The sequence below is a fragment of the Vibrio phycocola genome, assembly GCF_053850235.1.
The window spans coordinates 149,329-163,536 of sequence record NZ_JBSQDJ010000008.1; the positions used below are offsets into that span (position 1 = coordinate 149,329).

The window sequence follows — 14,208 nt, forward strand, 5'->3', positions numbered from 1 at the left end:
TTCCTTGAATTATTTCTTGTTGTCGAATAGCTTAAACAAGGAATGATTATGACACATTTTAGTTCAAACGATGTGGTTGTCTTGTGCTCTGATGATCAAGCTGAACTGCCAATGCTCTCTTCAAAATTAACGGCAGAGTTCGCAAAAGTTAAATGTGTACCTCTGCCTTTATTAGAGTTAACGCTAGATCAAAATCCAACTTCATTATTAGTCATCTCATATCATAAGCCTACGGCTGAACTCAGCTGCTTTCTCGACTACTGCTCTATAAATCAAGTTCCCGTTGTTGTACTGCTTAAAGATGTTAATTCAAATTATATCAAAAACTTAAATGGGTTTGAGCGAGTGGTACTACTACCATTTTCAGCCGTTGACTCACTCATTCCGATGCTCATTCATGCTAAGCGAGTCAGCGATAATGCGGCAGACACGACCAGAGAAATTGCTCAACTTAAACGTAAGCTTGAAGATAGAAAATGGGTTGAGAAAGCAAAGGGTCTATTAATGAAAGTTCATTCAATTGATGAACCTGAAGCCTACCAAGCACTTCGCTCCTCTGCGATGAAGAGTAGTCAACCTATGGGGCTTATCGCTAAAAATGTGGTAAATACCTTTGAACTCACCAATTAGAGTTGCTACCACTTAAGGGTTAGCTTGGTTTTTTTTCTATGGTGCAGCATGCACACTCAAAATAAGCAATAGAATATCAACGAAGTTAGTTCCTCCTTAACTATTTGAATTATATAGATATATAAACTTGGCACGGTACTTGGATTAAATAAAACACAGTTAAAAAATTAATTGCATTGAAAGCGGTCCTATGGGATAGCACGAGAAATTATCAACGGCGGTAATTTTCAGATGAAATAATGATGTGATTAAGACAATTAGAATTTTTAGAAAGCAATGGCGCTTCTGTAGGTTTCTACAGTGGCGCTTTTTTATTTAAAGTAAAGGGAGTTTACAAATGCAGTCGAAAAAACAGTGGTTAAAAAGTGTTGCACTTGCAGTAGCCGTTATCTCTTCTCCGGCATGGGCAGAGCTCGGAGAAGCAGAGAAAGAAGATCTGAAATTTGGGTTTATCAAACTGACTGATATGGCACCTTTAGCGGTTGCTTATGAAAAAGGATTCTTCGAGGACGAAGGACTGTATGTTGAGATTGAAGCACAGGCTAACTGGAAAGTACTGCTAGACCGAGTGATTGACGGGCAATTGGATGGTGCACATATGCTAGCCGGCCAACCGTTAGGCGCAACAATTGGTATAGGTACCCAAGCAGACATTATTACGGCCTTTAGTATGGATTTGAATGGTAACGGTATTACAGTTTCCAATGATGTGTGGGAAGAAATGAAGCCGCATATTCCAAAACAAGCTGATGGGAAACCCGTTCACCCAATTAAGGCAGATGCGCTTAAGCCAGTTGTAGAGCGCTATCAATCTGAAGGAAAACCTTTCAACATGGGCATGGTATTCCCAGTATCGACTCACAACTATGAGCTACGTTATTGGTTAGCGGCTGGTGGTATTAAACCAGGTTTTTATGACCCAGCAAATGGCGATAACAGTGGCCAAAATGATGCGGATGTTCTTCTTAGTGTAACACCACCACCTCAAATGCCAGCCACAATGGAAGCCGGAACCATCAAAGGCTACTGTGTGGGTGAACCGTGGAACCAACAAGCGGTATTTAAAGGCATCGGCGTTCCAGTGGTTACAGACTACGAAATTTGGAAAAACAACCCTGAAAAAGTATTCGGTGTATCACAAGGATGGGCTGATAAGTACCCGAACACTCATATTCGTGTCGTGAAAGCAATGATTCGAGCGGCGCATTGGTTGGATGACAATAATAATGCGAACCGTCCAGAAGCGGTAGAAATTCTTGCTAAGAGTGCTTATGTCGGAGCGGATGCAGAAGTTATCGCTAACTCAATGACAGGTACTTTTGAATACGAAAAAGGCGACAAACGTGATGTGCCAGATTTCAACGTATTCTTCCGTCACAACGCCACTTATCCATATTTCAGTGACGCGATTTGGTACTTAACGCAAATGCGCCGTTGGGGACAAATTGCGGAAGCGAAGGATGATAGCTGGTACATGGATATAGCGAAAAAAGTATATCGCCCAGATATCTACATGCAGGCAGTAGATTCGTTGATTGAAGATGGTGCGTTAAGTGCCGATGATTTCCCTGGAATTAAAGATGTGGATGGATTCCGCGGACCTCAACAACACTTTATCGACAATATCGTTTATGACGGTCGTGAACCAAACGCGTATTTAGCGAAGTTTGATATCGGTCTAAAGGGTAAATAATCGTTCAGTATGGCGTAAGCTCGGTGTGATGTTCACACCGAGCCTAAATACCAGGTTATCGCTTGTTTGATAACCGAGGAGAAAAATTATGACGAGTAATGTAATTTCGCTAATTCCAAGCCGCGCTCAAGTGGCAAATCGTTCAAAAATTATTTTGATGCCGTTGATTGGTATCCTTGTATTTTTAATGTTCTGGCATATTGGTGCGCAAAGTGTTCAAACATCACTGGGGGCTTTGCCAGGACCGGTTCAAACTTATGAACAATTTACAAATTTGGTAGATGAACATCTGGAAGAGCGTGAGAAAGCGGTGGCGTTTGTTGAGCGGCAAGAAAAACGCAATGCGGCGAAACTCGCGAAAAACCCAGACGCAAAAGTAAAAATTCGTGCTTATACCGGTAAACCTACCTTTTTTGATCAGATAGGAACGAGCTTGTTTACTGTTGCCGCTGGATTTGTTTTAGCATCAATCATTGCGATTCCATTAGGGATACTCTTAGGCCTTAATTCAGTTTTATATCAGGCATTTAACCCAATAATTCAAATATTAAAACCAGTATCGCCATTAGCCTGGCTGCCGATTGTAACCATGGTTGTTAGTGCGACGTATATTAGTGATGACCCATTATTTGCTAAATCATTTGTAACATCACTGTTTACCGTTGCGCTTTGTAGCCTCTGGCCAACTTTGATCAATACAGCCGTTGGCGTAACAAGTGTTGATGAAGATTTGGTTAATGTAAGTAAAGTGTTACGCCTTTCTTGGTGGAAACATATTACAACGATAGTACTACCGTCGGCCGTTCCGATGATCTTTACCGGACTACGTCTTTCATTAGGTATTGCATGGATGGTTCTGATTGCCGCAGAAATGCTGGCGCAAAACCCAGGCTTAGGAAAATTTGTCTGGGATGAATTCCAAAACGGAAGCTCTGCATCACTAGGTCGAATTATGGTAGCGGTCATTACTATCGGTTTCATAGGTCTATTACTTGACCGAGGCATGCTCTACTTACAAAAGTGGTTGTCTTGGAACAAAAAACAAGAATTACGCTAATTAGGAGCAATTATCATGTCTAAATGTATGGTTGAACTAACTCAATTGGGTATGCGCTTTCCAACGCCGCAAGGAGACTTTGTGGCACTAAAGAACGTTAATTTTCAAATTCAGCAAGGCGAGTTTGTCTCTTTGATTGGTCACTCCGGTTGTGGTAAATCTACAGTGCTTAATCTAGTGGCCGGCCTACTGAATCCAACAGACGGTGGCGTGATCGTTGATGGGAAGGAAGTCGATGGTCCAGGCCCTGAACGTGCGGTTGTATTTCAGAACCACTCTTTATTGCCATGGTTAACGGTGTATCAAAATGTCGAGCTTGCGGTTAAGCAAATTGCCAAGGGAAAATCTAAACAATGGGTTCGTGAGCAAACGGATCACTATTTAGATTTAATCAATATGGTTCATGCAAAAGATAAACGTCCTGATGAAATTTCTGGTGGTATGAAACAGCGGGTTGGTATTGCTAGAGCGTTAGCACTCCAGCCAAAAGTATTATTAATGGATGAACCTTTTGGCGCGCTGGATGCGTTAACCCGAGCGCATTTGCAAGATTCACTGATGAAAATTCAAGCCGATTTAAATAATACAGTCATCATGATTACACACGATGTTGATGAAGCCGTATTACTTTCAGATAAGATTGTCATGATGACCAATGGCCCAGCAGCGACGATTGGTGAAGTGTTGGACATTAATCTTCCACGTCCGCGTAACCGTGTTGAATTAGCCGATGATGTTGAGTACCAGAGGTGTCGTCAATCAGTATTACGTTTCCTATATGAAAAGCATTCTAATCCAGCAAGTACGAGTGAAAAGAAAGCGGAGAACGAATCTAAAGTTACACAGATCGCATAAATTTTAACAACAATGTCATGCCTAATATTAGGCTCCTGTTTGACCACGCTTATGCGTGGTCTTTTTTTGTCGTTATGGTTTGTCGTAGTCTGAATGCTAAAGGAAAAACACAACTCAGATAGAGGGTTAATCGAGAAACAGCTCATCATACTGCAATGCGTGTTCAACAACATTAATCAGGTGATGAAGATCTTCCCGAGAAGTAATATAAGGCGGCATCATATAAATAAGTTTACCGAACGGCCGAATCCATACCCCATTTTCGACAAAAAATGCCTGAATTGCTACCATATCAACAGGATTGTGCGTCTCAATCACGCCAATTGCTCCAAGCCAACGCACCGCTTTCACTCGTGTCTGAGAGCTTAATTGAGGCAAACGTTCTGCAAAGATAGATTCAATAGCACTGACTTGTTTTTTCCAATTCCCTTGCGCAATCAGTTTTAAACTGGCACTCGCAACAGCGCAGGCTAATGGGTTTCCCATAAATGTTGGACCATGCATAAAGCATTGTGCTTCGCCGCTGCAGACTGTATCGGCCACCGATTTGGTAGTTAATGTTGCTGCCAGCGTCATATAGCCACTGGTTAAGGCTTTACCGACACACAAAATATCGGGTTTAATGTCGGCATGTTCACACGCGAACAATTTTCCAGTTCGACCAAACCCAGTCGCAATTTCATCAACAATTAATAGTAAACCATATTGGTCACATAGTTGGCGTACAGCTCTTAGGTAATTGGGATGATAGATTCTCATTCCGCCAGCCCCTTGTACGATAGGCTCTAAAATGATGGCTGCAATCTCTTGGTGATGACTTTCGAGCGCCGCTTCCAATGGCTTGATTTCGTTGTCGTTCCATTGCTCATGGAAGCCAACTGTCGGTGATTCGACAAAAATATGCTTAGGTAAAAAACCTTTATAAATCTTGTGCATAGAGTTTTCAGGATCGGTTACAGACATAGCTGCAAAGGTGTCACCATGATAGCCGTGGCGTAACGTCAAAAATGTCGATCGGTTTTCCGTACGAGCATGCCAATATTGCAGAACCATTTTCAAGGCAACTTCAACCGAAACCGATCCTGAGTCGGCCAGAAAGACGTGATGTAGATTGCTTGGTGCGAGTTCAAGTAGCTGTTTACACATCTCAATAGCTGGTTGGTGTGTTAATCCTCCAAACATCACATGAGACATTTTATCGATTTGGTCATGAGCGGCTTGGTTTAAAACTGGGTGAGAATATCCATGAATCGCTGCCCACCATGATGACATTCCATCAATCAACTCTTCGCCTGTTTCAAGGAGCAAACGATTAGATTTAGCATGACTTACTGGGTAGCAGGGTAGTGGTTCAATAGTTGATGTATAAGGATGCCACATATGGTCTCGGTCAAATTGCAAATCTATGTTGGTCATTAATTCACCAGTTGTAAACTTATCGTGTCAGGTTTGGTTGACAGTTTACTGCCTTCGAGTAGACTAACCAAGTATAAATGTGAGCAATTATAAAAAAGGAATCATTGTGGAAACTCGCCATAACTGGACCATAAGTGACGTTAACGCACTACTTGAAAAGCCATTTATGGATTTGTTGTTTGAAGCACAGCAGGTCCATCGTCAATACCAGCAACACAATTACGTTCAAGTTAGTACTTTGCTCTCAATTAAAACTGGCGCGTGTCCAGAAGACTGTAAATACTGCCCGCAAAGTGCGCACTATCGTACGGATGTTGATAAAGAACGCTTAATGGAAGTAGAGCGAGTGTTAGATGCTGCTCAAAAGGCAAAAACTTCAGGTTCAACTCGCTTTTGCATGGGAGCTGCATGGAAGAACCCTAAAGAGCGCGATATGCCACTGTTAAAAGAAATGATTTCTGGTGTTAAAGATCTCGGACTTGAAACCTGTATGACTCTAGGCATGCTAACACCGAATCAAGCTAAAGATCTCTCTGACGCAGGTTTGGATTATTACAACCATAACTTAGATACTTCTCCAGAGTTTTACGGAAATATAATTACTACTCGCACCTATCAAGATCGTTTAGACACACTTTCGCATGTGCGGGATGCTGGGATGAAAATTTGCTCTGGTGGCATTATTGGAATGGGCGAAAGCACCAATGACCGAGCTGGATTATTGTGTGAATTGGCGAACTTACCGGTTCCTCCTGAGAGTGTTCCTATCAATATGCTAGTAAAAGTTAAAGGTACACCGCTTGAAGAAGTAGATGATGTTGAGTCTTTTGATTTTATCCGCCTAATCGCGGCAGCACGCATAATGATGCCTCAATCAGCTGTACGTTTGTCGGCTGGTCGTGAGCAAATGAATGAGCAGATGCAAACACTTTGCTTCATGGCTGGTGCCAATTCCATCTTCTACGGCTGTAAACTACTCACGACCCCAAACCCTGCTGAAGATAGCGATATGATGTTATTTGAAAAATTGGGTATTAATAGTCAGCAAGTCGTGCAGAAACCTGATGAAATCCAAGAAAATGAACTACTAGATAAAGTTGTTGAACGTGTCGCCGCTCGTCCTACTAAAGACGACAAATTTTACGATGCCAGCATTTAGTTCTAGGATTGACCAAGCCTTGAGTTCACGACAAAATCAAGGCTTAACCCGTAATCTTGTCCCTATTTTAGCTGGTAACCAAGTTGAGATAGAACACAACGGTAAACGTTTTCTCAATTTCTCGAATAACGATTACCTAGGGCTGGCGAATGATCCAGAACTGATTGGGCATTGGCAAAAGGGGTTATCTTTATATGGCGCGGGCAGTGCCGCTTCACCTCTAGTCACCGGTTTTTGTTCCGCCCACAAAAATCTTGAAACCCAACTGTGCGAATGGTTGGGGTTTGAGCGCGCGATTTTGTTTAACTCCGGTTACAGTGCCAATCAGGCCGTTTTATTTACCTTACTTGAACAAGGCGATCATTTACTGCAAGACAAACTGAATCATGCTTCGTTAATGGAGGCAGGTATGTTATCTCCTGCATCGATGAGGCGTTTTAAGCATAACAGCGTTGAGCACTTAACAAGTTTAGTTAATCCAGATATTGAAACGCTAATCGTCACTGAAGGTGTCTTCAGTATGGACGGTGACCGATCCCCTTTAGGTGATATCGCTCAGTTGGTGAATACGAAATCGAATTGTGCATTGATGGTTGATGATGCTCACGGTGTTGGAATTTTAGGTAACGAAGGACAGGGAAGTTGTTATCAAGCAGGTGTTACACCCGATATTTTAGTGGTTACCTTTGGCAAAGCGTTTGGTATGTCTGGGGCTGCGATCTTGTGTAGTGAATCGATGGGTGATTTTCTAACTCAGTTTGCCCGTCATCACGTCTATTCAACCGCAATGCCTCCTTCTCAGGCTTATGCCCTTTCCCATGCTATTTATATGATACAGACGCAACATTGGCGCAGGGAAAAGCTTGCCGAATTGGAAATCGAGTATCAACACAGAGTTGGGCATTTTTCTCAATTTGTTGAAACATCAACTCCAATTAAACCGCTGATTATTGGTGATACTCAAAAGGTAATGAACGCAGCCTTAGCGATGAAACAAAATGGTATTTGGGTAACTGCGATTCGCCCGCCGACGGTGCCGATAAATAGCGGCAGGTTGAGAATTACTTTAACCGCGAATCATTCTAAGGAGCAGGTAACAACCTTATGTCGAACATTGAGCCATGTGTTGGAGACACGACTATGATGGACCTTAATCATACCTACATCGATAGCGCAGTGTGTAAGAAGTCGATTGCCGCAGCCTTTGGCCGTGCTGCGTCAAGTTATGATAATCATGCAAAATTTCAGCGTAATGTTGGTTATCAATTGCTTGATCTAATGCCTCAATCATTATGTGGTAAACGAGTCCTCGATCTTGGATGTGGAACCGGCTATTTTTCACAACGCTTATTAGAACGTGGTGCAGAAGTTGTCTGTGGCGATATTTCTGTTGAAATGCTTGAACAAGCACGCCTTCGCTGCGGGACGAATAACGTAACTTACTCATTGTGTGATGCTGAAGCGATGAACTTTGCTGATGACAGTTTTGATTATGTGTTTAGCAGCCTCGCTCTTCAATGGTGTGATGATCTGTCGGCACCACTTGCAGAAATCAAGCGCATTATTAAACCTGAAGGAGTTGGATATTTTACGACATTACTTGACGGTTCATTAATTGAACTCTCACAAGCGTGGAGCAAAGTTGATTCATATCAACACGTCAATCGGTTTATCTCACGCAATAGGGTAAAACTTGCGTTAGCGCAATCTGAGGTTTCGTCTCATCATCTATCCTTGCAAACTATTACGCAGCGGTATTCTAGTGCGTTGGCGTTGATGAAGGACCTTAAAGGTATTGGGGCAACTCATATTCAAGCGCGTCCAAAAGGGCTTTTTACTCGAGAAACTCTCGACAAAGTCGAATTAGAATATCGTGCAATTAGTGGTAATGAAGACTTTCTTCCTGCCACCTATCAAGTCTGTTTTGGGATGTTACAACCATGATTAATACGTTTTTTATTGCTGGTACGGATACTGATGTTGGTAAGACAGTTGCATCTAAAGCGATTTTACAAGCTTTAGCAGATAATGATCTTTCAACTATAGGTTATAAGCCTGTCGCAGCCGGCAGCGAGAAAACGGAATTTGGATTCCGAAACTCAGATGCTATTCATTTGATTCGAACTGCGACATGTGAGCGCCCATATAATGAAATCAACCCCTATGCTTTAGAATTGGCCGCGTCTCCTCATATCGCGGCCAAGCATGAAAATGTAGAAATTGACTTTGAATTGCTAAGTACAAAATTGCATAAGCATCAAGAAAAAGCCGATGTAGTATTAGTCGAAGGCGCTGGAGGCTGGCGTGTCCCAGTTTCTGACGATGACTTCTTATCCAGTTGGGTTAAAAAAGAGAAACTTCCTGTTGTTTTGGTCGTTGGGATCCAATTAGGATGCTTGAGTCATGCTCGCTTGACAGCAGAAGCCATTCGTAATGACGGCCTTGAAATAGTTGGTTGGGTCGCCAATAGAATTAATCCAGGTACTGAGCATTATGCTGAATTGATAACCATGTTAGGGACGACAATTAATGCCCCAAAGATTGGAGAAATTCCTTATGTACCGAGTGCCAAACGTTCAGATTTAGGTCGCTATATCGATCTGACGCCTGTATTAAATGGCTAAAGCAAATATCCAGTCAAATTAAATGCATGAAGAACAAAAAACGCAGCCAATTGAGGCTGCGTTTTTTATTAAATTTTTTTAATCTAAAGTATTATTCATCAAAACTATTATTCATCAAAACAAAGAATAGAAGGAGTTGGCTGTTCTAATCCTAACTGCTCTTTGGCTTGCTCCTCGGTAAGTCCGAGGTGGAAACACAGAAGATCGATAGCCATTTGATAGTCCTTTGCTTCTACCATTTTGAATTCCTTTTATTAGACGTAGTTATACATGTCATGCTGTTAGATATTTTAACAATGATAACAAGATTATAACGTCGTTCAATACTACCATAGTCTAACAAGAAAGCGCTTTGCTGGTGCTAGACATCAAATGTTGCAATTTAGCGCTTAACCTTAATTTTGAAATAGACGATTATATTCGTTAGTAGTAAGTAACGTTTCAGATTTGAGTAAGTCAATTTTCTTTATGGAGTCGTGTTAATGAAGCGAATAGTATTATTTTTGATTACCAATTTAGCGGTAATTTTGGTGCTTAGCGTTGTATTGAACATTGTATATGCATTTACTGGAATTCAACCAGGTAGTTTGTCTGGCTTATTAATTTTGGCGGCAGTATTTGGGTTTGGCGGTTCGTTTATATCTCTGTTGATGTCGAAATCAATTGCACTTCGCTCTGTCGGTGGGGTGGTTATTGAGAGTCCACGTAACGAAACAGAACATTGGTTATTGGAAACGGTTCGTAATCAAAGCAAGCAAGTGGGTGTAGGAATGCCTACGGTAGCAATCTACGATTCCGGTGATATAAATGCATTTGCTACAGGTGCAAAACGCGATGCGTCATTGGTCGCGGTGTCTACTGGACTGCTTCATAATATGACACGCGATGAAGCGGAAGCGGTACTGGCTCACGAGATGAGTCATATTGCGAATGGTGATATGGTAACGATGACCTTGCTGCAAGGGGTAGTGAATACCTTTGTTATCTTCCTTGCTCGTGTTGTTGCTGGAATTGTTTCATCGAGAGATTCAGATGAAGGTCAGCAATCAGGAGGAATGGCGTATTTCATGGTTTCTATGGCTCTGGAATTGGTGTTTGGATTTTTGGCGAGTTTCATCACTATGTGGTACAGCCGTCGTCGAGAATTTTATGCGGATGCAGGCGCGGCACAAATGGTGGGTAAACATAAAATGATTGCCGCACTTGAGCGTCTCAAGGTTGGACATGAATCTCAATTGGAAGGTTCTATGATGGCATTCGGTATCAATGGAAAGCGTTCGATGACCGAGTTACTGATGAGTCATCCACCGCTTGATAAGCGTATACAAGCACTTATAAATAGTTAAGCGAATAATTTTCATTCTAAAGCCACCGACCTTCGGTGGCTTTTTTGATCATCATCATTCTGCCTTCCATATGAAATTAGTAACAAATAATAATGGTACGCAAGTTAAGTGTTGTTACTTTGTTAAAACTCTACTATCTTATGTTGTACAGATAAATTTATTGTACAATTAATTTTATTGGAGTCGCTGGATGAAAGTGGATAGCTATAGTCAAGAACTGGCTCTTTTTGTTAGCACCTATTCTAATTTGAATACTCAGTCCTTAGAGCGATTAGGAGAGGTCTATCATGAGAATATACGATTTGAAGATCCAGCACATCAAATTGAGGGCCTAGACAACCTTATCGCATATTTTCAATCGATGCTTTTAAACACCCACTATTGCCACTTTGACATACATTCTGCGGACCAAATTGAGAATCGCTGTTACCTAATTTGGAACATGAACTTTTCTCACCCCAAATTGAATAATGGTAAAGAGATTTCAGTTCCAGGTATGAGTTACATCGAATTTGACCAAGAAAAAGTAAGTTATCACCGTGACCACTTTGATCTTGGTTGCATGGTGTACCAACACATTCCAGTGTTTCGACAAGCTGTAAATATGGTGAAGAGGAGGTTAGCGCAATGACCTTGGCCACAAAAACAGTTGTGATAACCGGAGCTTCATCAGGTATTGGAGCCCAATTAGCACGAGATTATGAAGCAGAAGGATGGAATGTCATCGCGTGCGGCAGAAGCTTAGAAAAATTGAAAGTGGTATTAGGTGCATCTTCATCTTTTACCTTTTTAGAATTCGATGTCAGTGATAAGCAGGAAGTTCAGCGACAACTTCAAGGGATTGACCAGACACCTTGCCTATGGATATTTAATGCGGGCAGTTGTGAATATATTGATAATGGCGTGCTTGATGTTGATTTAGTAAAGCGCGTATTTGATGTGAATTTTCAAGGTGTTGTTAACAGTCTTGCTGCATGCCAATCACGATTAAGGCCTAACGATCATGTCGCCATCGTTAGTTCTATTGCCGGTGTTGTCGCCTTACCAAGAGCGGAAGCTTACGGTGCCTCAAAAGCAGCGATCAATTATTTTTTAGAGTCGTTAGCATTAGATTGGCAAAACAAAGGCGTAACATTATCGACAATTTATCCAGGCTTTGTAGAAACGCCATTAACAGATAAAAATGACTTTCCCATGCCGATGAAAGTCACAGTGCAACGCGCATCGTCTTCTATTAGGAAAGGATTACAACAGAGAAAATCGAAAATTTATTTTCCTATGCGTTTTACTTGGATTATTCGAATTATTTCGATATTACCGTACTCGTTGCGCAATCGAGTACTCGGTTCAATAGTGACAACGGAAAAGGTGTGATATGAAAATTGCAATTATTGGAAGTGGAATATCAGGCTTAACAAGTGCGTACTATTTGCATGAGAAACATGACATTACAGTCTACGAAGCAAATGATTATATTGGTGGGCATACTGCAACGGTCGATGTAGAGGTGGATAGTACTCAATACGCGATTGATACCGGATTTATTGTCTATAACGATCGCACATACCCAAATTTCATCAAGTTGATGAGCCAAATTGGTGTCAAAGGAAATGAAACAGAAATGAGTTTCAGTGTTCGTAATGACCAAACTGGTCTCGAATACAATGGGCATACTGTAACCACATTATTCGCCCAGAAGAAGAATTTATTCAAACCGTCATTTTATTCACTGATATTCGAAATACTTCGTTTTAATCGTTTGGCAAAAGCGCATGCGACTCAATCGGTTTCTGAAAGTTATACTCTAGGACATTTTTTGGACGACAATGCGTTTTCTTCTGCGTTTAATCAAAACTATATTCTCCCAATGGGGGCGGCGATATGGTCGTCAACCATGGCGGATATGCGAGCGTTTCCATTAGGCTTTTTTCTACGGTTTTTTCTAAATCATGGTTTGCTTGATGTCGTTAATCGGCCACAGTGGTATGTGATTGAAGGTGGGTCGCGAAGCTATATTGAACCATTAATCGCCGGATTCAAAGATAGGATACGATTGAACTCTCCTGTCACGCGAGTTACTCGAGATCAGAGTGGAGTAATGATTGAAAGTAAACATAATTTAGAGCAATACGACCAAGTAATATTTGCGTGCCACAGTGATCAAGCTCTATCAATGCTAGATGATCCTAGCGAGCATGAGTCCTCAATATTGTCAGCAATTGAATATCAATCAAATGATGTAATTTTGCATACTGATGAACGTTTACTACCGAAGAGTAAAGCAGCATGGGCAGCATGGAACTACTGCATTGAACGTGGGAATGATGTTGATTTAGCCTCACCTTGTCTCACTTACGATATGAATATACTCCAGAATATCAAAAGTGATAAAACATTTTGTGTGAGCTTAAATAGCGTGGAGAAAATTAATCCAGAAAAAGTGTTACGCCGATTTAACTATCACCACCCTCTGTTTTCGATACCCGCAATTGAAGCGCAATCTAAACGCTCTTTGATTAGTGGGATTAATAACACTTGGTACTGTGGAGCATATTGGCGCAATGGTTTCCATGAAGATGGAGTATGGAGCGCACTCGAAGTAGTGAAAAATATAAATTTGAGTTCTTCGAATGTTGATGACGGAGTGAGCTGAATGCGCAAAGAGGTGGAATTAAATAGCCAACTCATGATTGGCACCATACGTCATCGTAGATTTAGGCCTCTAACACATACGTTAAGCTCGAGCTTATTCATGCCGTATATAGACTTAGATGAAATTGAACATTTGAGCAAAACGATTTGGGGGTTTGGAGAAAGGTGGTGGCATTGGGCGCGCTTTAAGCGGTCTGATTACGTCGGTGGTGGAGACATAAAACAGTCAATTATGGATAAGGTAACATCACTTGGGGGAGAACACTTGTCGAACCCGAAAGTGATGGCTCTTATCCATCTACGTTATTTGGGGGTGTACTTTAGTCCAGTCAATTTCTATTACATTTTTGATGGAAATGGCGAATGGCGATATTTACTTGCCGAAGTAAGTAACACACCTTGGAACCAGACGCACTATTACCTGGTGCCTGTTTATGATGGAGCGATTGATGACTACGAGCATAATAAAGCGTTTCATGTTTCTCCATTCAATCCTATTAATCAACGTTATTTATGGCGTGTGAAACCTGTGATACGTAAACTGTTTGTTCACCTCGAATGCCATAAAGATGAAAAAGTGTTTGATGCGACGTTGGTGATGAAAATGTCGTCTCTTTCCAGCAAAAGCCTCGTTTTGTCATTACTTAAAACACCGATTATGGCAATTAAAGTCATTAGCAGTATTTATTGGCATGCCCTTGTTTTGTGGTGGAAGGGAGCGCCAATTTACGATCATACAACCAAAACTGACAGTCAAAGTAATTAGCCAAGGAGAA

Annotated in this window: 15 protein-coding genes; 13 read left to right on the plus strand and 2 right to left on the minus strand. The window is 41.4% G+C overall.

Annotated elements, in window-relative coordinates; translation table 11 throughout:
- Positions 1 to 48: 48 nt before the first annotated feature.
- The 4 genes from ACWU4D_RS13165 to ACWU4D_RS13180 all read left to right on the plus strand — a co-directional run bounded on the left by ACWU4D_RS13165 (position 49) and on the right by ACWU4D_RS13180 (position 4,235).
- Positions 49 to 630 carry an ANTAR domain-containing response regulator gene (locus ACWU4D_RS13165; RefSeq protein WP_456051899.1) on the plus strand — a complete coding sequence of 194 codons (582 nt, stop codon included), beginning with the start codon at positions 49 to 51 and terminating at the stop codon, positions 628 to 630.
- Between the two features lie 337 nt (positions 631 to 967).
- Positions 968 to 2,323 carry a CmpA/NrtA family ABC transporter substrate-binding protein gene (locus ACWU4D_RS13170; protein WP_456051900.1) on the plus strand — a complete coding sequence of 452 codons (1,356 nt, stop codon included), beginning with the start codon at positions 968 to 970 and terminating at the stop codon, positions 2,321 to 2,323.
- Positions 2,324 to 2,411: 88 nt separating this feature from the next.
- Positions 2,412 to 3,380, plus strand: a complete 969-nt coding sequence (locus ACWU4D_RS13175; protein WP_456051901.1) for an ABC transporter permease — start codon at positions 2,412 to 2,414, stop codon at positions 3,378 to 3,380.
- A 15-nt stretch (positions 3,381 to 3,395) separates the two neighbouring features.
- Positions 3,396 to 4,235 carry an ABC transporter ATP-binding protein gene (locus ACWU4D_RS13180; RefSeq protein WP_456051902.1) on the plus strand — a complete coding sequence of 280 codons (840 nt, stop codon included), beginning with the start codon at positions 3,396 to 3,398 and terminating at the stop codon, positions 4,233 to 4,235.
- Positions 4,236 to 4,361: 126 nt separating this feature from the next.
- Here ACWU4D_RS13180 and bioA read toward each other — a convergent pair whose 3' ends face one another.
- Entirely contained in the window at positions 4,362 to 5,642 is a 1,281-nt protein-coding gene (bioA, locus tag ACWU4D_RS13185; protein WP_456051976.1) for an adenosylmethionine--8-amino-7-oxononanoate transaminase, read from the minus strand.
- 115 nt (positions 5,643 to 5,757) lie between these two features.
- Between bioA and bioB the strand changes: the two genes are divergently transcribed.
- From bioB to bioD, 4 genes are read left to right on the plus strand one after another with little or no spacing between them, the layout of a single operon-like run.
- The gene (bioB, locus tag ACWU4D_RS13190) at positions 5,758 to 6,810 is read left to right on the plus strand and encodes a biotin synthase BioB (RefSeq protein ID WP_456051903.1); all 1,053 of its coding nucleotides are present in this window, start codon (positions 5,758 to 5,760) and stop codon (positions 6,808 to 6,810) included.
- Positions 6,797 to 7,954 carry an 8-amino-7-oxononanoate synthase gene (gene bioF / locus ACWU4D_RS13195; protein ID WP_456051904.1) on the plus strand — a complete coding sequence of 386 codons (1,158 nt, stop codon included), beginning with the start codon at positions 6,797 to 6,799 and terminating at the stop codon, positions 7,952 to 7,954. The genes bioB and bioF overlap by 14 nt, the downstream gene beginning before the upstream one ends.
- Positions 7,951 to 8,754 (plus strand): malonyl-ACP O-methyltransferase BioC, encoded by an 804-nt coding sequence (bioC, locus tag ACWU4D_RS13200; protein ID WP_456051977.1) that lies wholly within the window; start codon positions 7,951 to 7,953, stop codon positions 8,752 to 8,754. Before bioF ends, bioC begins: the two co-directional genes overlap by 4 nt.
- On the plus strand, positions 8,751 to 9,434 hold the full coding sequence (gene bioD / locus ACWU4D_RS13205) for a dethiobiotin synthase (protein WP_456051905.1): 684 nt from the start codon (positions 8,751 to 8,753) through the stop codon (positions 9,432 to 9,434). Before bioC ends, bioD begins: the two co-directional genes overlap by 4 nt.
- Positions 9,435 to 9,541: 107 nt before the next feature.
- Here the strand turns inward: bioD and ACWU4D_RS13210 are convergent, their stop codons facing one another.
- Complete coding sequence (locus ACWU4D_RS13210) at positions 9,542 to 9,673, minus strand: hypothetical protein (RefSeq protein WP_456051981.1); 132 nt, start codon at positions 9,671 to 9,673, stop codon at positions 9,542 to 9,544.
- A 243-nt stretch (positions 9,674 to 9,916) separates the two neighbouring features.
- Between ACWU4D_RS13210 and htpX the strand changes: the two genes are divergently transcribed.
- The 5 genes from htpX (at position 9,917) to ACWU4D_RS13235 (ending at position 14,198) form a co-directional block, all read left to right on the plus strand.
- On the plus strand, positions 9,917 to 10,780 hold the full coding sequence (gene htpX / locus ACWU4D_RS13215; protein WP_456051906.1) for a protease HtpX: 864 nt from the start codon (positions 9,917 to 9,919) through the stop codon (positions 10,778 to 10,780).
- A gap of 190 nt (positions 10,781 to 10,970) precedes the next feature.
- Positions 10,971 to 11,411 (plus strand): nuclear transport factor 2 family protein, encoded by a 441-nt coding sequence (locus tag ACWU4D_RS13220; RefSeq protein ID WP_456051907.1) that lies wholly within the window; start codon positions 10,971 to 10,973, stop codon positions 11,409 to 11,411.
- The gene (locus ACWU4D_RS13225; protein ID WP_456051908.1) at positions 11,408 to 12,154 is read left to right on the plus strand and encodes an SDR family NAD(P)-dependent oxidoreductase; all 747 of its coding nucleotides are present in this window, start codon (positions 11,408 to 11,410) and stop codon (positions 12,152 to 12,154) included. Before ACWU4D_RS13220 ends, ACWU4D_RS13225 begins: the two co-directional genes overlap by 4 nt.
- Before the next feature lies 1 nt (position 12,155).
- Positions 12,156 to 13,433 carry an NAD(P)/FAD-dependent oxidoreductase gene (locus ACWU4D_RS13230; RefSeq protein WP_456051909.1) on the plus strand — a complete coding sequence of 426 codons (1,278 nt, stop codon included), beginning with the start codon at positions 12,156 to 12,158 and terminating at the stop codon, positions 13,431 to 13,433.
- On the plus strand, positions 13,434 to 14,198 hold the full coding sequence (locus ACWU4D_RS13235) for a DUF1365 domain-containing protein (RefSeq protein WP_456051910.1): 765 nt from the start codon (positions 13,434 to 13,436) through the stop codon (positions 14,196 to 14,198).
- Positions 14,199 to 14,208: the final 10 nt, after the last annotated feature.

What these genes read in the sequence shown, in the direction of transcription:
- bioF (WP_456051904.1), top strand. Translation starts at nt 6,797, where the DNA reads ATGCCAGCATTTAGTTCTAGGATTGACCAAGCCTTGAGTTCACGACAA.
- ACWU4D_RS13165 (WP_456051899.1), top strand. Translation starts at nt 49, where the DNA reads ATGACACATTTTAGTTCAAACGATGTGGTTGTCTTGTGCTCTGATGAT.
- ACWU4D_RS13235 (WP_456051910.1), top strand. Translation starts at nt 13,434, where the DNA reads ATGCGCAAAGAGGTGGAATTAAATAGCCAACTCATGATTGGCACCATA.
- ACWU4D_RS13180 (WP_456051902.1), top strand. Translation starts at nt 3,396, where the DNA reads ATGTCTAAATGTATGGTTGAACTAACTCAATTGGGTATGCGCTTTCCA.
- ACWU4D_RS13225 (WP_456051908.1), top strand. Translation starts at nt 11,408, where the DNA reads ATGACCTTGGCCACAAAAACAGTTGTGATAACCGGAGCTTCATCAGGT.
- bioC (WP_456051977.1), top strand. Translation starts at nt 7,951, where the DNA reads ATGATGGACCTTAATCATACCTACATCGATAGCGCAGTGTGTAAGAAG.
- htpX (WP_456051906.1), top strand. Translation starts at nt 9,917, where the DNA reads ATGAAGCGAATAGTATTATTTTTGATTACCAATTTAGCGGTAATTTTG.
- ACWU4D_RS13230 (WP_456051909.1), top strand. Translation starts at nt 12,156, where the DNA reads ATGAAAATTGCAATTATTGGAAGTGGAATATCAGGCTTAACAAGTGCG.
- ACWU4D_RS13210 (WP_456051981.1), bottom strand. Translation starts at nt 9,673, where the DNA reads ATGGTAGAAGCAAAGGACTATCAAATGGCTATCGATCTTCTGTGTTTC.
- bioD (WP_456051905.1), top strand. Translation starts at nt 8,751, where the DNA reads ATGATTAATACGTTTTTTATTGCTGGTACGGATACTGATGTTGGTAAG.
- ACWU4D_RS13175 (WP_456051901.1), top strand. Translation starts at nt 2,412, where the DNA reads ATGACGAGTAATGTAATTTCGCTAATTCCAAGCCGCGCTCAAGTGGCA.
- ACWU4D_RS13220 (WP_456051907.1), top strand. Translation starts at nt 10,971, where the DNA reads ATGAAAGTGGATAGCTATAGTCAAGAACTGGCTCTTTTTGTTAGCACC.
- ACWU4D_RS13170 (WP_456051900.1), top strand. Translation starts at nt 968, where the DNA reads ATGCAGTCGAAAAAACAGTGGTTAAAAAGTGTTGCACTTGCAGTAGCC.